Consider the following 16955-nt stretch of genomic DNA (forward strand, 5'->3'; position numbering starts at 1 on the left):
AAACCGCCAAGGCCAAGATGGAAGCCTACGAGTGGGCCTACTGGATGGAAGGCAAACCCGCCAGCCAGGACATCAAAGGCCCGAATGGAGATTTGTTGGCGAAGGCAGGCAGTGTGCGCGACGGCGGCAGCTATGAAGCGCGCATGGGCGGCATCGCCTGCTGGAACGCGATCATGGACGAGAACGAGTACATGGTCCGCAAGTGGAACGAGTTTGTAGCTGCATAACGCTCTTGCTACTGCGGCCGCCGGGGCCGGCGCTGTGATGCTCACCGTACCGATGTACGGCTGCGCTTCTCGCACCAGCCGCGGCGCCCTCGCGACGCAATCCCGTCACGCAGCGCGCGCCTGATTTACAACCAATGAGCACACCCACCGCCCCCACACACGCCGCCAGCCTGCCCGTCCACGCGGTCAAGGCCTGGTGGCAGGCGGCGCCGTTCACGGCGGTGTTTGCGCTGTTTTTTCTGGTGCCGCTGGCACTGGTGCTGATGGTCAGCTTCTGGAATTTCAACGAGTACGAGCTGATCCCCGGCTTCACCTTCCGCAACTACTTTGCGATCTTTGAAGGCTGCAGCCAACTCACCGACAACGGCGACCTGTGTGTCTCGCTGTCCACCTACATTTCCACGCTCAAGTTCTGCCTGCTGGTCTGGGGCATCACGCTGCTCATCGGCTTTGCGGTCGCCTACTTCCTGGCTTTTCACGTGCGTTCACCCGGCATGCAGACCGCGCTGTTCGTGCTGTGCACCGTGCCCTTCTGGACCTCCAACGTCATCCGCATGATCTCGTGGGTGCCGCTGCTGGGCCGCAACGGGCTGGTGAATCAGGGCCTGGTCGGCTCGGGTATCGTGAACGAGCCGGTCGAGTGGCTGCTGTTTTCCGACTTCTCGGTGGTGCTGGCCTTTGTGCACCTGTACACCATGTTCATGATCGTGCCCATCTTCAACAGCATGATGCGCATCGACCGCTCCCTGCTCGAGGCCGCCAGCGACAGCGGCGCCTCCGGCTGGCAGACGCTGTGGAACGTGATTGTTCCGCTGTCGCGCACCGGCATTTTGATCGGCTCGATTTTTGTCATCACCATCGTCATGGGCGACTTCGTCACCATCGGCGTGATGGGCGGCCAACAGATCGCCTCCATTGGCAAGATCATCCAGGTGCAGACCTCCTACCTGCAGTTCCCGTTGGCCGCTGCCAACGCCGTGATCCTGCTGGCCATCGTGCTGATGATCATCTGGGGCCTCACTCGCCTCGTTGATATAAGGAAAGAGCTTTGACCCCCACGCTTGTCGCTTCGCGTAATGCGCTGCCCTCCGAGGGGGCCGCTGCGCCTGCGGGCCGGCTAAGCCGGACCCGCGGCCCCTGCTTGAAAAGAGACAAGCACCCATCGTTGCGCGTTGCGTGTAGCGCCCTGCCCGTCCCGAAGGCATCGGGCAGCCCGCGGAGCGAAATCAAGGAGGAGGCGAAGCCGGGGGACATTCGCGCAGCGGGCTGCCCGGTGCGCCCAGCAGCCACCAAGGAGCGCCGACCATGAGCCAACGCATCGGAGAACAACGCTCCCCGGGCTTCTGGCCGCTGGCGATAGTCTTCGCCCTGTTCGTGCTCTTCATGTACGGCCCCATGCTGACCATCTTCGTGCTGAGCTTCCAGGGCCCGGAAGGCGGGCTGACATTCCCGATGCGCGGCGTCTCGCTGCACTGGTTCTACAAACTGGCCGAGGGGCTGGGCACGGTGGACATAGGCGCGGCTTTTTTGCGTTCGCTGATGCTGGGCGGTGTGGTGATGCTTTTCACCGTCGTGCTCTCGGTGCTGGCCGGTCTGGCTTTCCGCAAAAAGCTCAGCGGCGGCAATGCGCTGTTTTTCATCACCGTCGCCAGCCTGATCATGCCGTCCATCATCGTCTCGCTGGGCATCGGCCTGCAGTTCCGCCTGCTCGACAGCGGCATCAAGGCACTGCTGCCCGAAAGCATGCTGGAGAACTACGGCACCGCGCTCGGGCTCATGACATCGGCGCTGGGCGCGCACCTGACGTGGACGCTGCCCTTCGGCCTGCTTATCATGTTCGCTGTGTTCAACCGTTTCAACCCTGCCTATGAAGAAGCCGCGCGCGATCTCGGCGCCACGCCCTGGCAGGCCTTCCGCCATGTCGTGCTTCCCTTGATCGGCCCCTCGGTGGTGGGCATCGGCATGTTCGGCTTCACCCTGAGCTGGGACGAAATCGCACGCACCTCGCAGGCCATCGGCGACGTCAACACCCTGCCCCTCGAATTGCAGGGCCTGACCTCCACCGTCACCACACCCTCCATCTACGCGCTGGGTACCGTCACCACCATCGTGTCTTTTGCCGTCATGGGTGTGGCCGTCGGCCTGGCCCTTTGGCTGGGCAAGCGCCAGAAAAAAGCCGCGCCATGAGCGATGCCGTCACACCGGCCCTGAGCGACAGCGAAATGTACGAACGCGTCGTTTCGGCCATCCTCGACCACCGCCTGCCGCCCGGTACCAAGCTGGTCGAAGACAAACTCGCCAGCGCCTTCGGGGTCTCGCGCACCCGTATCCGGCCCGTGCTGGTCCGCCTGGCCAACGAGCAGGTGGTCACGCTCACGCCTAATCGCGGCGCCACCATCGCCCAGCCCAGCGAAGAGGAAGCGCGTGAGGTTTTCGAGGCGCGCCGCCTGATCGAGCCGCGCCTGGTCGAACTGTTCATCGCCCACGCAGGCAAGGCCGACATCCTGTGCCTGAAACAATGCATCGCCGACGAGGACGCGGCCCGCCTGGCCGGCGACATGCGCCGCGCCATCCGCCTCTCGGGCGACTTCCACCTGCACATTGCCGAGCGCGCCGGCCACCAGACCCTGGGCCGCATCCTGCGCGAGCTGACCTCCCGTACCTCGCTGATCCTGATGACCTACAGCCCGGCCCATGCGCGCGAACGCGAGGAAGCCACCGCCTGCGGCTGCCGCGAACACCGCGCCCTGCTCGACGCCATCACGCTGCGCGACGCACCGGAGGCCGCGCGCCGCATGCATGAGCATCTGACACGGCTGGAGTCTCAATTACAGTTCACGCCGCCGACGGATGCCGCACCCGACCTGGCCACACTTTTCAGCTGAGGTATATGGCCCCCACGCTCGTCGCTTCGCGTACTTCGCTGCCCCCCGAGGGGGCGCTGCGCCTGCGGCCCGGCGAAGCCGGTTCCGCGGCCCCGGCTGGTCAAGACGGGGCCCGCGCGGCTGTCGGCTCTGGTACGGCCTGAGTTTGATGCGGCAATTACTCGTCATCAATCCGAACACCTCGGCGTCGGTCAGCGCCCTGCTGCAAAACCACGTGCAGGCCGCAGCCGGACTGCACGTGCAGGTACGCACCGTCACCGCACGTTTCGGCGCACCCTACATTGCCGACGAGGCCAGTTATGCGGTGGCGGCACACGCCACGCTGGACGCTTGGGCCGCCGCCCTCACCGCGCCGCAGCAGGCACCCGATGCGGTGCTGATCGGCTGCTTCGGCGACCCCGGGCTGCTGGCACTGCGCGAAAGCAGCCCGGTGCCCGTCACCGGCCTGGCCGAGGCCGCGTTCATTGAAGCCGCGCGCCATGGCCGTTTTGCCATCGTCACCGGCGGCGAGCGTTGGGGGCCCATGCTGGCCCGGCTGGCGCAGGCGCTGGGCCATGCGCCTTCGCTCGCAGGCATCCACACCGTGGTTCCGACCGGCGCCGAACTCGCCGCCGACCCCGCCGCCGCGCACTCCCTGCTGACCCAGGCCTGCCGCGATGCGGTGCGCCAGCTCGGCGCGCAGACCGTCATCCTCGGCGGCGCCGGCCTGGCAGGTTTGGCCGCCGGCATCCAGCCCGGCGTGAGCGTGCCCGTGATCGACAGCGTGACCGCCGGCGCACACTGGGCGCTGCGCAACCACGCGCCACCGCCGCAGCGCAAGGCGCCGGGCTTCGACATGGCCTGGGAACAGCTCTCGCCCGAACTCACCGCGCTCGGACAGGTCCGCAGCGGCGCCTGATTGCTCCTTTTTTTATAGCTGTCAGCGCCCATATCATAAGAGCTACAGGCACTTTTCGCGCTTACATCCTGGCACACGACGGCGAAAGGCACGCAGAGGGCTCTGCAAAGAAACTTTACGAAACCCTCACGCACGCGTCATGGCGCACTTACACAGCCCGCGCAAACTTCCCTTCAACCTGACGCCATTCCCGGCAGCAGGGCTTGTCTTCTACTGAAAGGAAGCTTTGATGACCTCCATGTTCAAACCCCTGAAATCTGTCAACACCCTGCTGCTGGCCGGCATCATGGCCACCGCGGGCCTGGCTGCCACGGCGCAAACCGTTGCACCTGCCGCACCTGCGGAGCAGGTCTCCCCGGCAAAAGCCGGCAGCGCCAAAGGCAATCGCATGGGCCGCCACGACCCCGCCAAAATGCAGGCACGTATCGCCAAGCGCCAGGCCGAGCTGAAAGCCAAGCTGGCCCTGACGCCGGCACAGGACGGCGCCTGGTCCGCCTACACCGCCGCCATGCAGCCGCCGGCCCGCCCCACCGCACGCCCCGACCGCGCGGCCATGAAAGCCGAGTTCGACAAGCTGACCACGCCCCAGCGCATCGACAAGATGCGTGAGATGCGCGCCCAGCGCATGGCCGCGATGAACACCGCCATGGACAAACGCGGCGACGCCACCAAGTCCTTCTACGCCGCGCTCAGCCCCGAGCAGCAAAAAACCTTTGACAGCCAGCGCATGAGCCGGGGCGGCATGGGCGGCAAAGGCCACCATGGCCATCACGGCCAGCATCCCAAAGGCTGAGCAGCCAGAATCTGCAGCCTGATCCGGGCCTGCGCCACGCCTTTTCAGGGCGCGGCGCAGGCCTTTTTCATGGTCGGGCCCCAGTGAAGTTTGCTATGCTTTCAGGAGCTACCAGCGCTTATGTCACAGGGGCTAGTACCTGTTTTTACTGATATTTTCTCGCTGGACAGACGGCTCCTCCAGCCCGCGTAGGACAAATTCCAGAACCCGCGCTGGCGCCCTGCAGCGTCCCTAAACTGGCGGCATGACTGAAGTCCGCAAAGGCCAGGCGCCCGCCGTTCTGTCGCGCGATGTGTTTCATGAACGCTTCATGGAATCGTTCATGGACCCGGCTTTCCAGGCCGAGGAAAAAGCGCTGTCGCGTGTAGAACAAATCGCCTGGGAGGCTTACCAGGAAGGGCGCAAGGCGCCGCGCACACGCAAGGCCGGCCCCGGCTACGCCGACCCCGAGTACGAACTGTCCATCGACTGGCTGGCTGCGAAGGCCCGCATTGAAAAGGCGCAGGCCGCCTGGCGCGACCCTGCCACGCCCTCCCGCGTGCTGCTGGTCTGCGGCTCGGCCCGCAACGACGGCACCTGCCCCGGTGAAATCTCCAAGACCTTCCGCGTGCTGCAGTGGGCGGAGCAGACCCTCCGGCAGGCGCAGATCGAAACCGATGTGCTCGACCTGAGCTGGCTCGCGTCAAGCTATCACCTGCACATCCACCCCTGCAAAGGCTGTGTGTCCACGGCCATGCCGCTGTGCCACTGGCCCTGCAGCTGCTACCCCAACCATGCGCAGGGGCAGACCAGCGACTGGATGAACGAGATCTACGAGCGCTGGACAGCGGCGCACGCGGTCATCATCCTGACACCGGTTTACTGGTACCAGGCACCCAGCCCGCTCAAGCTCATGATGGACCGCCTGGTCTGCGCCGACGGCGGCAACCCGGACCCGACCAGCACCCACGGCAAGAAACCCGAAGAAGCCAAGGCGCTCGAGATGAAAGGCTGGAGCTACCCGCAGCACCTGGCCGGCCGCGCTTATGGCCTGGTGGTGCATGGCGACGTCGCGGGTATTGAAGGCACGCGGCGCGGCCTGTCGGACTGGCTTGACTGGATGGGGCTCGTGGATGCCGGCAGCCAGGCCCGGCTGGACCGTTATGTGGGGTATTACGAACCCTATGCCACCAGCCACGACACGCTCGATGCCGACGCGGGCCTGCAGGCGGAGGTACGCAATGTGGCCAAGGCGGTGGCCCACGCCGTCAGGGAATTGCGTGCCGGCACACTGTCGCAGCCCGACAAAAGTTTGGTCCGACCACGGCGGAAATAGAGCCCCCACGCTTGTCGCTTCGCGTACTGCGCTGCCCCGAGGGGGCCGCTGCGCCTGCTGGTGAAGAGGGGAACCCCCACGCTTGTGTCGCTAACGGTGCACCGCCGAGGCCGGCGTCAGGATGCCAGCAAGGCCTTGAGTTCTCCGCTGGCGATCAGCTTGTCCAGATCGGCCGCGCCGCCTATCAGGGTGCCGCGCACAAACACGAGCGGAAAAGTCGGCCAGCCCGTCCACATCTTGAGCGCATTGCGTTCACGCCAGGTGTTCAGGTAATTGCCGTATTCAAGGTAGTGGTAAGCCACGCCTGCTGCATCCAACGCGCGGCGCGCCTTGCGCGGAAAAGGGTTCATGCCCATGCCGACCACCACCACGGCATGCGTCGCAATGGCGGCCTGCACCTCCCGCACGATGGCCTCTTCATGCCGGGCGATCTTCCCCTGGATAGCCGGATGGATGCGTGCATCCTCGAGTATGGCGCGGGACATGGCGAAATCCTTTCAGGCGGTTGCAGGAAGCAGCCGCAGCATACGGCAGAACGCGTGTCTGGCCTGCTGGGCTGGCAAAAAAACAGGGCCGAGCCAGCAGAACCTGTCCGCCAGCCCGGCCCTGCGGGGCCGCTTGTGCCTGTTTCGGCCGAGGCTTACTTGGCCTCGAGGTTGCCGGAACCCTGCACGTTCACCTGGCCGCTACCGCCGGCATTCGCCGGCAGCGCGTTCTTGATGCGGCGGTCAGCACGGCGGGCCACATTGCCCACCGAATTAACGGCTTTGCCCGCACCACGCTGGGCCGCATGGGCGCCGCGTTCCACTGCGTTCTCGGTCTTGTTGGCCGCGCGGCTCACCGTGCCCTTGACGCCACTACCCGAGGTCTGGGCTCCGACCCGGGTATCGCTGTTTACGCCGGCCGAGGAGCCGCTGCGTGTGGCCGTACCCATGGAAGAAGCCTCCGCGTTCACGCCGACGCCTGCGTTGGCACGCACGTCGCTGCCGATATTGGTGTTGACGCCAGTGCGCACACCGGTGTCCACACTGACCTGGGCATGGGCAGAAAACGCCAGCGTGACGACCAGGGCCGCAGCAGCAGGGATGGATCGCATGGAAAACTTGTTCATTTCAAACTCCTGTTGTTAAACCAGGCAGCCCGGACAAGTCATGACTTCCGGGTTTGCCTGCCATCCTGCAGGGCCGGTGAAAGCACCTGCAGGAACCGCCCCTACATCGGGACTGGTTGATTTCAATTTAGCGCCCGCGCTCACCTGGAGATGCCGGAAAGCCGCCCCGTCTCGCGTAGGACACCGGCTTTTACAAAGCTTCACACAAGCAGGTCATCACCAGCACACACCGACCACACACGATAATTTAGCTTGCTGTCCTACAGTTTCCTGGCATGCAGCAGCGAGACAATGAATATTTGCCGTCCCCTCCTACTTGTGCGTCTTTTCCTGCCCGCCTCATGCTTCCACCCCAATCCCTGATCCAACCCAACGAAGCCGCCGCCGTGGTGGAAACTGTCCGCGATGACGCCGATGCCATGGCCGAAACCCGGCAGGCCATCGCCACCGCCGCGCTGAGTTTTTCCATCAAGGTGCTGACGGTCAACATCCACAAGGGCTTTACTTTCTTCAACCGCAAATTCATCCTGCATGAGCTGCGCGAAGCAGTACGCACGGTCGGCGCCGACGTCGTCTTCCTGCAGGAAGTGACCGGCACCCACGCCCGGAACGAAAGCCGGGTGGCCAATTACCCGGCCACACCGCACTATGAATTTCTGGCCGACACCATCTGGCCGCAGTTTGCCTACGGCCGCAACGCCGTCTACACCAATGGCCACCACGGCAATGCCGTGTTGTCGAAGTTTCCCATTGTCCATTTCGAAAACCGCGACGTTTCCATCAGCGGCCCCGAGCGGCGCGGCCTGCTGCACTGCGTGCTGGAGGTACCCGGCCGCGACACTCACATCCACGCCATCTGTGTGCACCTCGGCCTGGCCGAGTCGCACCGCATCAAGCAGCTCGGCATGTTGTGCGACATGGTGCTCAAGGACATCCCCGCTACCGCACCAGTGATCGCCGCTGGCGACTTCAACGACTGGCGCCGCCGCGCCCATGGTGTGCTCGAGCAGGGTGCCGGCATGCACGAAGTGTTTGTGCAGGCCAACGGCAAGGCCGCGCGCACCTTCCCCGCGCGGTTTCCCGTGCTGCAGCTCGACCGCATCTACGTGCGCAACGCCGTCGGCCATGCGCCGGTGGTGCTGCCGCCCCGGCCCTGGTCGCACCTGTCGGACCATGCACCGCTGGCTGCTGAAATCGAACTCTAAAATATGGCCCCCACGCTTGTCACTGCGTGTACTGCGCTGCCCCCCGGGGGGGCCGCTGCGCCTGCGGACTGGCGAAGCCAGATCCGCGGCCCCTGCTTGAACGGGACGAAGCCCATCCGGTGGGTGCGGCCCACTGGGGAAAGCGCATGAGCAAGTGGGTGGAGGGCAATGCATTTTCCCTGCTGGAAAATGGCGAGGCCTTTTTCCCGCGGGTGTTCGAGTGCATCGCCGCAGCCGAACGCGAGGTGCTGCTGGAGACCTTCATCCTGTTTGAAGACAAGGTCGGCAAGGCCCTGCAGCAAGCGCTGCTCACCGCGGCGCGGCGCGGCGTGCAGATCGACGTCACCATTGACGGCTATGGTTCTCCCGACCTCTCGCCCGCTTTCATCCTGGCACTCACGCAAGCCGGCGTGCGGGTGCATGTCTTTGACCCCAGCCCCCGCCTGTGGGGCTACCGCACCAACCTTTTTCGCCGCATGCACCGCAAGATTGTGGTGGTCGATGGCGCACGCGCTTTTGTCGGCGGCATCAACTATGCGGCCGACCATTTGGCGGACTTCGGCCCCACCGCCAAGCAGGACTATGCGGTCGAAATCGAGGGCCCGCTGGTCGCCGACATCCGCGAGTTTGTCCTGGCCCAGTTGCAGCTCGGCCAGGAGCCGGCAGGCAACCGGCTGCGGAAATTCCTGCGCCGCAGGGCCGCCTCACCGGTTGCGCCGGAGCGCGACACGCCGTCGGCCGCAGGCAGCGCGCACGCCATGTTTGTCACACGGGACAACCGCGACCACCAAAGCGACATCGAGCGCCACTACCGCATCGCCATTCGCGGTGCACGGCGCCGCGTCATCCTGGCCAACGCCTACTTCTTTCCCGGCTACCGGCTGCTGCGGCAGCTGCGCAAGGCGGCGCGGCGCGGGGTGGATGTGCGGCTGATCCTGCAGGGCCAGCCCGACATGCCCATCGTCAAGATCGCGGCGGGCCTGCTGTACCACCACCTGCTGGCGGCCGGTGTGAAAATTTACGAATACCGCGACCGACCGCTGCACGGCAAGGTTGCGCTGACCGACGACGAATGGTCCACCGTCGGCTCCAGCAACCTCGACCCGCTGAGCCTGTCGCTCAACCTTGAAGCCAATGTCATCATCAAGGACCACGCCTTCAACCAGCACCTGGGCGAACATCTTGAGCAGCTCATGCAAAACAGCTGCCAGCAGATCCTGGCCAGCGACGTGGCCGAAACCGGCATGTGGGTCAGGCTGCGCAGCTTTTTTGTCTTCCACCTGCTGCGCCACTACCCGGCCTGGTTTGGCTGGCTGCCGGCCCATGTGCCGCGCCTGACACTGGCCGAAAAGCTGCTAGACGCCGACGCTGATGTCGACGCCGATGCAGGCATCGACTACGTCAACGAGGGCAGGACGTCATGAACACCCTCGCGGCCCGCAGCGGCCCGAAGAGAGCCGGCATCACCGGCAAGGCCTGGTGGCCCTGGTTCAAACGCGGAGCGACAGCGGTATTTTTCGCGCTGGTGGCCTGGCTGCTGGTGGAGCAGGCCCACGCCATCGAATGGCACGAGGTGTTTGCCGCGCTGCGCAGCTACCCGCCGGCTTCGCTGCTGGGCGCCGCCGCACTGGCCGCGCTCAGCCTGGCCTTGTACAGCTGCTTTGACCTGCTGGGGCGGCACTACACCGGCCACCCGCTGCGTGCGCCCACCGTGATGCTGGCCACGTTCACCAGCTATGTGCTCAACCTCAACCTCGGCTCGCTGGTCGGCGGCGTTGCCATGCGCTACCGGCTGTATTCGCGGCTGGGGCTGAAGGTCGGCGTGATCACCCGCATCATGTCCCTGAGCATGCTGACCAACTGGATGGGCTACCTGCTGCTCGCCGGCGTGCTGTTCGGCTTTCACACACCGGCCTTGCCGCCCGGCTGGAAAATCGGCAGCGGCGGGCTGCAGATGCTGGGCTTTGTGTTGCTGGGAACGGCCGCAGCCTACCTGCTGCTGTGCGCCTTCTCGCGCCGGCGCAGCTACCTGCTGCGCGGCCATGAGCTGAACCTGCCCTCGCTGCGGCTGGCCCTGCTGCAAGTCACCATGGGGGCCAGCAACTGGCTGATCATGGGCGGCGTCGTGTACCTGCTGCTGCAGCAGAAAATCGACTACCCCACCGTGGTCAGCGTGCTGCTGGTCGCGGCCGTGGCCGGCGTCATCGCGCATGTGCCCGGAGCGTTGGGTGTGCTCGAGGCCGTGTTTGTGGCCCTGCTCTCACACCAGATGCCGCGCCACGAACTGCTTGCCGGCCTGCTGGCCTACCGGGTGTTGTATTACCTGGGACCGCTGGCCGTAGCCGCCGCGGTGTTCCTCATCATGGAAACACGGGCCAAAAAACTGGCCCGGGAGGCCGGAACGGCCGAAAAAGCATCCAGCCGGGACTTTCGGGCTCTTGACCGCTCTTGACAGGAAATGGCGCAGTTTCAAGCACTGTTCTCGCGTGTTTGACCCTGAAAGCTGCGTTTCTTCGCGGCCGGAGCCTCCAGACTCTGGCCTGAAAGGCATAAACACTGTATATTAATCCAGTGTTTATGCTGCAAACCCTCACCACACGGGCCCCATGGTGCCCTCCTTCTGGCCCGCTCGCCCAGCGCGGCGAAGCATGCGCGCAGCGGCACACATGCACAAACCGTGTTTCCTCTTTTCAGCGCACCCAAGGCGGCCCAGCCTGCGCCGTGATCGGCACTCCGGCCTACACCGCGCGCGCCATCGCCGCGCGCACCATGAAAAAGAAGGCAACACAAGGAGAACGGCATGGGCATGATGAGTGACCCCCTGACGAACGACCTCTTTCCGCAGGCCCTCGCGCCCGTCACCCTCAGGGGGCCGGCAGACTTGGAGGGTTTTCGCCGCGCCGCACGCGGCCTGCTGGCACAGAACATCCTGCCCGCACAGGTCAGCTGGCACTGCGGCGACACCCCCGCGCATGAGCTGCCTGCCCTTCCGCCAGAAAGCCCCGCCGCTGGCGACGCACCCGCGGTACCGGTGCCACCCGAGTTCGTGGCGCTGTGCGAAAGCGCCATCCTGCATAGCCAGCCCGGCCGCTTTGAGCTGCTTTACCGCCTGCTCTGGCGCTTGGTGCACGAGCCCGGGCTGCGCCACAACCCGCTCGATGGCGACATGGCCGAGGCCCAGCGCCTGGCCCAGGAAGTGCAGCGTGACATGCACAAGATGAAAGCTTTTGTGCGCTTTCGCAGCGTGCAGGACGACACCTTCCGCAACCATCCCGAAGGCGGACCGCTGCATGTGGCCTGGTTCGAACCCGAGCACACGATTGTTGAGGCCATTGCCCTGTTGTTCGCCTCCCGCTTTTCGCAGATGCGCTGGGCGCTCCTGACGCCGCAAACCAGTGCCCGGTGGGACGGCGCCAGCCTTCACTTCGCCCCCGGCGCCAGCAGGGAAGACGCACCGTCGCCTGACGCCGGTGAGCAACGCTGGCTCGCGTTTTACCAGCGCACCTTCCAGCTAGCGCGCCAGGCCGTGCCGGCGCTGCACAAAGGCATGCCGCGCAAATACCGGCGCAAGCTGCCCGGGGCAGAGCGCATGCATCCTGCGGTTTCCGCCGCCCATCAGCGCGGGAGCCGCTTGGCATCCCAGCCCGCCAGACGACTGCCCCAAGGCCGGGCTGAGCTCGCTGTTCCTGCGCGGACAGCAGAAACGCAGGTGCAGCTTTCGTTTGATGGCCTGCACGAAGCCGGCGCGGCGTCCGAAGAACGCGAGGCCGGCTGGGCAAACCAACTCACCGGTCTTGGGCTTGCGGCGTAAGCAGCCATCACCCCTGCTACCTGTTTGATAGCTGTCTGCCCAGGCAGCGTAAGGTCTAGAGGCCGATTTTGCGCAAAAACACCGGCTGGCCCCCACCAGAAGGCATTCAGCGCCCTTGCAGTGGGACCGAAGCGGGCGCGGCAGGCGCCGAAGCCGGTGCTTGCGTCGCGGGCGGCGTGGTCAGCACACTGCGGCCATCGGCCGGCGGCTGCTCGGGCGGCTCGACGGGGCGTGTGGTCGAATCGCGCGGATCGGGCTCTACCGGAGGTGCCGGCGGCAGGTTTTCGCGGTAGACCGGGTTGCGGTTGATGCGCGGGCCGGGCGTCGGCGTGGGGTCCTGGGCCAGCGCCGCGCCGCCTGCCAGCAACACGGCGGCCAACAGCGGTAACACGGAACGTGAACAACCTGGGTAGTCTGAGAAAGGGGCTTTCATGAAAACTCCTTGAGAGTCAGGGTCAGAGCTTCAGCCTGTCACCCGCCGGAGCGCGGCGGGTTGTCCTGGCGCAAGGGTTTCTGGCTGTTCGGCTGTAGGCCGGGGCTCATTTCGGGTTTGAGTTCCGGATGAAATGCCGGCTTGAGCTCATCAGACTTCATGCGCGGCTTGAGTTGCAGGCGCTTTCTGGGCTTCAGGTCAGGCGGCACCTCGGCCTCTGGCTTCTTTGGCACCACACCCATCTCGGGCAGCACCTGGGTAGCACCTTCGGGCATGGTACTGGGCTGCGCCGTAGCCCCTGCCGACATCCCCAGCAGCGCCATCAGCAGCACCGGCATGGCCAACATGTTCGTGTTCATCGCGTCTCCTTTTTCTTGATGCGCCCGCGCAGTGGCAGGTCCGCAGTTTCAATATAGGACGCGCCCGCGCCGCGGCTTATCGGCAGCCAGCCCGCGTGCCTGTAGGACCTGTGCGCCGCCAGGGCCGCTGCTCCGCAGGCGACAGCGGCAGGATCTGTCCTGGTGCAGTGTTGCATGCTTGATGGAACAAATAAAAGCGATGGATTTTGGGTCAGGGCAAGGCGTAAACCACAGCGATACCCAAGGTATCGCGCGGATTTGCAACGCAGCCATGGCGCAAAAGACGCGCTTCTATGTTCCAGATAGCGTGCAACACTGCACTAGCTTCGTGCAGCACGAAGCTTGCTAAGGTGGCGCTCATGCAGATTTCTGAACTCGCCCAACGCACCGGCGTTTCCGTGCACGCCCTGCGCCACTATGAAAAGCTCGGCATGCTCCTGCCCGCGCGCCGCGCCAGCGGCTACCGCGAGTACACCGAAGCCATGCGCCGCGAGGTCGTCTTCATCGCCATGTCGCGCAGCATCGGCTTTTCGCTCAAGGCCATTGCGGCGCAGCTTCCCGCCTACCGCGCCGGGCGGCTGAGCTTTGAGCAGATGGCCGAAGCCATGCAGGCCCGGGTGGCCGACATAGACGCACAGATCGGCCAGCTCAAAACCCAGCGCCGCGCCGTGGTCGAACACATCGCGTGGATGCACAAGCAGCAACGCGAGCACCAGGCAAAAAGGGCGCAGCGCCTCGCGGCTAAACAGAACGGCAAGGCACCCTGGCCCACCGCCCTTTCCACACCACGCAGGAAACCCACGTCATGACAACCCAGGCCACACACACCTCCCCGCAGTTCCAGCCGCTTGAACAGCTGGTGCTCGCCATGCCCATGGCCCGCACCCTGGGCCTGGCCTTCAGGCGCATCGTGCCCGGCGAAGTGGAGGTCGAGATCCCGGTGCTTGAAGCCTTCTGCTTTCGTCCCGGCCAGCTGCAGGCCACCGCGGTGTTTGCCGTGGCCGACTTTGCCGCTGTAGCCGCCGCGGGCAGCCTGCTGGCACCAGGCTGGGTCAACGCCACCGTAGACGCCACCCTCAAGCTGCTGGCTCCCGCGCAAGGCGCGCTGCTCCGCGCGCGAGGGCGGGTGGTCAGCGCGGGGAAGCTGCTCACCATCTGTGCGGCAGACGTGTATGCCGTCAGCAACCAGGGCGAGGAAGTCCTGTGCGCCACCCTGCTCGGCACGGCGCGCAATATCAATGCCGCCGCCGCCGCGCAAGCGCATTGACGCTATTGTTTACATAGCTACCTGTGCCCGCCCACCAAGGGCTGTCGGCCGATTTGGCTTCATAAACGCAACCACTCAGCACGCCTTGAGCCATCACACGTCAATCCGGGAGACCCTCACCCTAACCCTCTCCCAGAGGGAAAGGGAAAAAGAAAAGGCTCGTCTTTGCTCCCTCTCCCTCCGGGAGAGGGCAGGGGTGAGGGCAAGCACGGCGCAAAAAGCCAGGTAGCTACGGAAAAAAATGTCCCGCTCAGTCCGGCCGGCGCACCGCCACCAGCTCCATGAAGCCGGTGGCTGCATCGGGTGCGCGGCCGAACTGCCAGCCCGGCAGCAAAGCCAGCACCACCTCGGCTGTGGTGCGCACCGTGCAGCCGCGCATCATATGGCCGCCGCGCACTGTGCCCTGGCCATCAGCCACGCTCGCATGCAGATGCGCGCCGTCTCTGCTTAACGTGCCGGACAGCGTCAGAAGCTCCAGCTGCACGGCCCACTTCGTTCCGCTGGGCTGGTCCGCATAACGCAGCACCGAACATGACAGGCTGCCCACCGCGGAGACCACGCAGGCGGCCTCCACGCCGTCCGCCTGCAGTTCGCGAAACGCCGCTTCCAGCGCACCGCGCAAATCGTCGCCGGGTTTCATGCGCAGGACATGGGTTTGCAGTGCAGGGGCTTGCAATGTCATGAGGCGCATCCTCGCACAGTCGCAGGCGTTTCATTCGCTCACAACTGCGACATGCCCCGCTGTTAAGATTCGTCCCTTTCCGGGCTACGCTTTGAGGCGACCGATACTCCATTTTTCCCGCGGCAACGCGGCGTCCATCTCCCCATGACCGTTGCCCTCCCGGCCAGCACCCCCGCCACCTTCGAAATCAAAAGCGCCAACCTGCCCCTGGTCGCGCTTTTTCTCAAGTCCCCCGACCTCAACGCACTGTCGCGCGATCTGGCGCTGCGTTTCGGCGACATCCCCGATTTTTTTGACAACGACCCGCTGGTCATCGAGCTCTCCCAGCTGCCCGCCGACGCAGCCGTGCTGGACTTCGAAGCGCTGCTCGCGCTGCTGCGCCCCTACCGCGTGGCCCCCATCGCCGTGCGCGGCGGCCAGCCCGCGCAAATGGCCGCAGCCAGCGCAGCCGGCCTGGTGCTCGCACCCGACGCGCGCATCAGCACCGCCGCGCCGCCGGCACCCGCACGCAGCAAAGCCCCGGCGCCCGCTGCAGACGTGGCCCCGGCTCCCGGCGCGCTGGTGATCGACAAACCCCTACGCTCGGGCCAGCAGGTGTATGCACGCGGGCGCGACCTGGTCGTGCTCAGCATGGTCAACGCCGGTGCCGAAGTGATTGCCGACGGGCACATCCATGTCTACGCACCGCTGCGCGGCAAGGCTATGGCCGGTGCGCGCGGCAACACCGATGCACGCATCTTTGCGCTCAGCCTGGAACCCGAGCTGCTGTCGATTGCCGGCATCTACCGCACCAGCGAAAACCCGCTGCCCGAAGGCGTGTGGGGCAAGCCCACACAAGTGCGCCTCGTACCCGGCCCCGAAGGCGACAAGCTGGTCATGAGTCCGATATGAGCCCCCACGCTTGTCACTTCGTGTACTGCGCTGCCCCCCAAGGGGGCGCTGCGCCTGCGGGCCGGCAAAGCCGGACCCGCGGCCCCTGCTGGTAGAAGAAACTCACGGCCCCGCCTGAACCAAAATCTGTTTACCCAAAAGGACTTTTACGCATGGCAAAAATCATTGTGGTCACCTCCGGCAAGGGCGGCGTGGGCAAAACCACCACCAGCGCCAGCTTTGCAACCGGCCTGGCATTGCGCGGGCACAAAACCGCCGTCATCGACTTTGACGTCGGCCTGCGCAACCTCGACCTCATCATGGGTTGCGAGCGCCGCGTGGTGTATGACTTGATCAACGTGATCCAGGGCGAGGCCAACCTGCACCAGGCCCTGATCAAGGACAAGCAGTGCGACAACCTCTACGTGCTGGCCGCCTCGCAGACGCGCGACAAGGAAGCGCTGAGCAAGGAAGGCGTCGAGAAAGTGCTCAAGGATCTGGGCGACATGGACTTCGAATACATCGTCTGCGATTCGCCGGCCGGCATTGAGACCGGTGCGCTGATGGCCATGCATTTTGCCGACGAAGCGCTGGTGGTCACCAACCCCGAAGTGTCCTCGGTACGGGACTCCGACCGTATCCTCGGCATGCTCTCGAGCAAGACCAAGCGCGGCATGGAAGGCGGCGACCCGATCAAGGAACACCTCCTGATCACCCGCTACAACCCCAGCCGCGTCGACCAGGGCCAGATGCTTTCACTTGAAGACATCAAGGACATCCTGCGCATCAAGCTGATCGGTGTGATCCCCGAGTCCGAAGCGGTGCTGCAGGCTTCCAACCAGGGCGTGCCCGCCGTGCACATGGAAGGCAGCGATGTCTCCGAAGCTTACAAGGACGTGATTGCCCGCTTCATGGGCGAAGACAAGCCACTGCGTTTTACCGACGCACCCAAGCAGGGTTTCTTCAAACGTGTGTTTGGAGGCAAGTAAACCGCCATGGCTTCCTTTCTCTCCTTCCTGCTCGGCGAAAAGAAAAAGACCGCCAGCGTCGCCAAAGAGCGGCTGCAGATCATCCTGGCGCACGAACGCTCAGGCCGCCA

Annotated in this window: 21 protein-coding genes and 1 pseudogene; 16 read left to right on the top strand and 6 right to left on the bottom strand. The window is 65.0% G+C overall.

Annotated elements, in window-relative coordinates; genetic code table 11:
- From ABI660_RS19640 to ABI660_RS19670, 7 genes and pseudogenes are all read left to right on the top strand, one after another.
- Positions 1–227 (top strand): annotated as a pseudogene (locus ABI660_RS19640) (ABC transporter substrate-binding protein); the annotation flags it as partial.
- 134 nt (positions 228–361) lie between these two features.
- Positions 362–1279, top strand: coding sequence for an ABC transporter permease (locus tag ABI660_RS19645; RefSeq protein ID WP_348071265.1), 918 nt, complete (start codon positions 362–364; stop codon positions 1277–1279).
- 253 nt (positions 1280–1532) lie between these two features.
- Positions 1533–2414 carry an ABC transporter permease gene (locus ABI660_RS19650; RefSeq protein WP_348071267.1) on the top strand — a complete coding sequence of 294 codons (882 nt, stop codon included), beginning with the start codon at positions 1533–1535 and terminating at the stop codon, positions 2412–2414.
- Positions 2411–3112, top strand: a complete 702-nt coding sequence (locus ABI660_RS19655; protein ID WP_348071269.1) for a GntR family transcriptional regulator — start codon at positions 2411–2413, stop codon at positions 3110–3112. The genes ABI660_RS19650 and ABI660_RS19655 overlap by 4 nt, the downstream gene beginning before the upstream one ends.
- Before the next feature lie 148 nt (positions 3113–3260).
- Complete coding sequence (locus tag ABI660_RS19660; protein WP_348071271.1) at positions 3261–4010, top strand: aspartate/glutamate racemase family protein; 750 nt, start codon at positions 3261–3263, stop codon at positions 4008–4010.
- Positions 4011–4239: 229 nt separating this feature from the next.
- Entirely contained in the window at positions 4240–4803 is a 564-nt protein-coding gene (locus ABI660_RS19665; protein ID WP_348071273.1) for a Spy/CpxP family protein refolding chaperone, read from the top strand.
- Positions 4804–5047: 244 nt separating this feature from the next.
- On the top strand, positions 5048–6118 hold the full coding sequence (locus ABI660_RS19670; RefSeq protein ID WP_348071275.1) for an NAD(P)H-dependent oxidoreductase: 1071 nt from the start codon (positions 5048–5050) through the stop codon (positions 6116–6118).
- A gap of 116 nt (positions 6119–6234) precedes the next feature.
- On the opposite strand, the gene ABI660_RS19675 is transcribed toward ABI660_RS19670, so the two are convergent.
- Positions 6235–6603, bottom strand: coding sequence for a glutaredoxin domain-containing protein (locus ABI660_RS19675; RefSeq protein ID WP_348071277.1), 369 nt, complete (start codon positions 6601–6603; stop codon positions 6235–6237).
- Between the two features lie 155 nt (positions 6604–6758).
- The gene (locus ABI660_RS19680) at positions 6759–7229 is read right to left on the bottom strand and encodes a hypothetical protein (protein ID WP_348071279.1); all 471 of its coding nucleotides are present in this window, start codon (positions 7227–7229) and stop codon (positions 6759–6761) included.
- Between the two features lie 419 nt (positions 7230–7648).
- Here ABI660_RS19680 and ABI660_RS19685 point away from each other — a divergent pair, with 419 nt between their 5' ends.
- The 4 genes from ABI660_RS19685 to ABI660_RS19700 all read left to right on the top strand — a co-directional run bounded on the left by ABI660_RS19685 (position 7649) and on the right by ABI660_RS19700 (position 12245).
- Positions 7649–8434, top strand: a complete 786-nt coding sequence (locus ABI660_RS19685) for an endonuclease/exonuclease/phosphatase family protein (RefSeq protein WP_348071301.1) — start codon at positions 7649–7651, stop codon at positions 8432–8434.
- A 146-nt stretch (positions 8435–8580) separates the two neighbouring features.
- Positions 8581–9858 carry a cardiolipin synthase ClsB gene (gene clsB / locus ABI660_RS19690; RefSeq protein WP_348071281.1) on the top strand — a complete coding sequence of 426 codons (1278 nt, stop codon included), beginning with the start codon at positions 8581–8583 and terminating at the stop codon, positions 9856–9858.
- On the top strand, positions 9855–10886 hold the full coding sequence (locus tag ABI660_RS19695; protein WP_348071283.1) for a lysylphosphatidylglycerol synthase domain-containing protein: 1032 nt from the start codon (positions 9855–9857) through the stop codon (positions 10884–10886). The genes clsB and ABI660_RS19695 overlap by 4 nt, the downstream gene beginning before the upstream one ends.
- Positions 10887–11234: 348 nt before the next feature.
- A complete protein-coding gene (locus tag ABI660_RS19700) occupies positions 11235–12245 on the top strand; it encodes a TIGR03915 family putative DNA repair protein (RefSeq protein ID WP_348071285.1) in 1011 nt (336 codons plus the stop codon).
- A gap of 106 nt (positions 12246–12351) precedes the next feature.
- Here ABI660_RS19700 and ABI660_RS19705 read toward each other — a convergent pair whose 3' ends face one another.
- The 3 genes from ABI660_RS19705 to ABI660_RS19715 form a co-directional block, all read right to left on the bottom strand.
- Complete coding sequence (locus tag ABI660_RS19705) at positions 12352–12678, bottom strand: hypothetical protein (RefSeq protein WP_348071287.1); 327 nt, start codon at positions 12676–12678, stop codon at positions 12352–12354.
- A gap of 38 nt (positions 12679–12716) precedes the next feature.
- Positions 12717–13037 carry a hypothetical protein gene (locus ABI660_RS19710; RefSeq protein ID WP_348071289.1) on the bottom strand — a complete coding sequence of 107 codons (321 nt, stop codon included), beginning with the start codon at positions 13035–13037 and terminating at the stop codon, positions 12717–12719.
- Positions 13038–13248: 211 nt separating this feature from the next.
- Positions 13249–13398: a hypothetical protein gene (locus ABI660_RS19715; RefSeq protein WP_348071291.1), complete on the bottom strand. Its 150-nt coding sequence runs from the start codon at positions 13396–13398 to the stop codon at positions 13249–13251.
- Between ABI660_RS19715 and ABI660_RS19720 the strand changes: the two genes are divergently transcribed.
- Positions 13397–13846, top strand: coding sequence for a MerR family transcriptional regulator (locus ABI660_RS19720; RefSeq protein ID WP_348071293.1), 450 nt, complete (start codon positions 13397–13399; stop codon positions 13844–13846). The genes ABI660_RS19715 and ABI660_RS19720 overlap by 2 nt on opposite strands.
- Entirely contained in the window at positions 13843–14304 is a 462-nt protein-coding gene (locus ABI660_RS19725) for a PaaI family thioesterase (protein ID WP_348071295.1), read from the top strand. The genes ABI660_RS19720 and ABI660_RS19725 overlap by 4 nt, the downstream gene beginning before the upstream one ends.
- A gap of 250 nt (positions 14305–14554) precedes the next feature.
- On the opposite strand, the gene ABI660_RS19730 is transcribed toward ABI660_RS19725, so the two are convergent.
- On the bottom strand, positions 14555–14965 hold the full coding sequence (locus ABI660_RS19730; protein ID WP_348071303.1) for a PPC domain-containing DNA-binding protein: 411 nt from the start codon (positions 14963–14965) through the stop codon (positions 14555–14557).
- 165 nt (positions 14966–15130) lie between these two features.
- On the opposite strand from ABI660_RS19730, the gene minC reads away from it, so the two are divergent.
- The 3 genes from minC to ABI660_RS19745 all read left to right on the top strand — a co-directional run.
- Complete coding sequence (gene minC / locus ABI660_RS19735) at positions 15131–15877, top strand: septum site-determining protein MinC (RefSeq protein ID WP_348071297.1); 747 nt, start codon at positions 15131–15133, stop codon at positions 15875–15877.
- 152 nt (positions 15878–16029) lie between these two features.
- Positions 16030–16845, top strand: coding sequence for a septum site-determining protein MinD (minD, locus tag ABI660_RS19740; protein WP_348071299.1), 816 nt, complete (start codon positions 16030–16032; stop codon positions 16843–16845).
- A 6-nt stretch (positions 16846–16851) separates the two neighbouring features.
- Positions 16852–16955, top strand: a 104-nt coding sequence (locus ABI660_RS19745) for a cell division topological specificity factor MinE (protein WP_348071305.1), incomplete at its 3' end; no start/stop codon positions are given.

This window comes from Polaromonas sp. (assembly GCF_039930745.1).
In the GTDB taxonomy this organism is placed as follows: Bacteria; Pseudomonadota; Gammaproteobacteria; order Burkholderiales; family Burkholderiaceae_C; genus Polaromonas.

Bases quoted from the DNA above. Each gene is read 5' to 3' on its own strand.
- ABI660_RS19645 (WP_348071265.1), top strand. From the start codon at position 362: ATGAGCACACCCACCGCCCCCACACACGCCGCCAGCCTGCCCGTCCAC.
- ABI660_RS19650 (WP_348071267.1), top strand. From the start codon at position 1,533: ATGAGCCAACGCATCGGAGAACAACGCTCCCCGGGCTTCTGGCCGCTG.
- ABI660_RS19655 (WP_348071269.1), top strand. From the start codon at position 2,411: ATGAGCGATGCCGTCACACCGGCCCTGAGCGACAGCGAAATGTACGAA.
- ABI660_RS19660 (WP_348071271.1), top strand. From the start codon at position 3,261: ATGCGGCAATTACTCGTCATCAATCCGAACACCTCGGCGTCGGTCAGC.
- ABI660_RS19665 (WP_348071273.1), top strand. From the start codon at position 4,240: ATGACCTCCATGTTCAAACCCCTGAAATCTGTCAACACCCTGCTGCTG.
- ABI660_RS19670 (WP_348071275.1), top strand. From the start codon at position 5,048: ATGACTGAAGTCCGCAAAGGCCAGGCGCCCGCCGTTCTGTCGCGCGAT.
- ABI660_RS19675 (WP_348071277.1), bottom strand. From the start codon at position 6,603: ATGTCCCGCGCCATACTCGAGGATGCACGCATCCATCCGGCTATCCAG.
- ABI660_RS19680 (WP_348071279.1), bottom strand. From the start codon at position 7,229: ATGAACAAGTTTTCCATGCGATCCATCCCTGCTGCTGCGGCCCTGGTC.
- ABI660_RS19685 (WP_348071301.1), top strand. From the start codon at position 7,649: ATGGCCGAAACCCGGCAGGCCATCGCCACCGCCGCGCTGAGTTTTTCC.
- clsB (WP_348071281.1), top strand. From the start codon at position 8,581: ATGAGCAAGTGGGTGGAGGGCAATGCATTTTCCCTGCTGGAAAATGGC.
- ABI660_RS19695 (WP_348071283.1), top strand. From the start codon at position 9,855: ATGAACACCCTCGCGGCCCGCAGCGGCCCGAAGAGAGCCGGCATCACC.
- ABI660_RS19700 (WP_348071285.1), top strand. From the start codon at position 11,235: ATGGGCATGATGAGTGACCCCCTGACGAACGACCTCTTTCCGCAGGCC.
- ABI660_RS19705 (WP_348071287.1), bottom strand. From the start codon at position 12,678: ATGAAAGCCCCTTTCTCAGACTACCCAGGTTGTTCACGTTCCGTGTTA.
- ABI660_RS19710 (WP_348071289.1), bottom strand. From the start codon at position 13,037: ATGAACACGAACATGTTGGCCATGCCGGTGCTGCTGATGGCGCTGCTG.
- ABI660_RS19720 (WP_348071293.1), top strand. From the start codon at position 13,397: ATGCAGATTTCTGAACTCGCCCAACGCACCGGCGTTTCCGTGCACGCC.
- ABI660_RS19715 (WP_348071291.1), bottom strand. From the start codon at position 13,398: ATGAGCGCCACCTTAGCAAGCTTCGTGCTGCACGAAGCTAGTGCAGTG.
- ABI660_RS19725 (WP_348071295.1), top strand. From the start codon at position 13,843: ATGACAACCCAGGCCACACACACCTCCCCGCAGTTCCAGCCGCTTGAA.
- minC (WP_348071297.1), top strand. From the start codon at position 15,131: ATGACCGTTGCCCTCCCGGCCAGCACCCCCGCCACCTTCGAAATCAAA.
- minD (WP_348071299.1), top strand. From the start codon at position 16,030: ATGGCAAAAATCATTGTGGTCACCTCCGGCAAGGGCGGCGTGGGCAAA.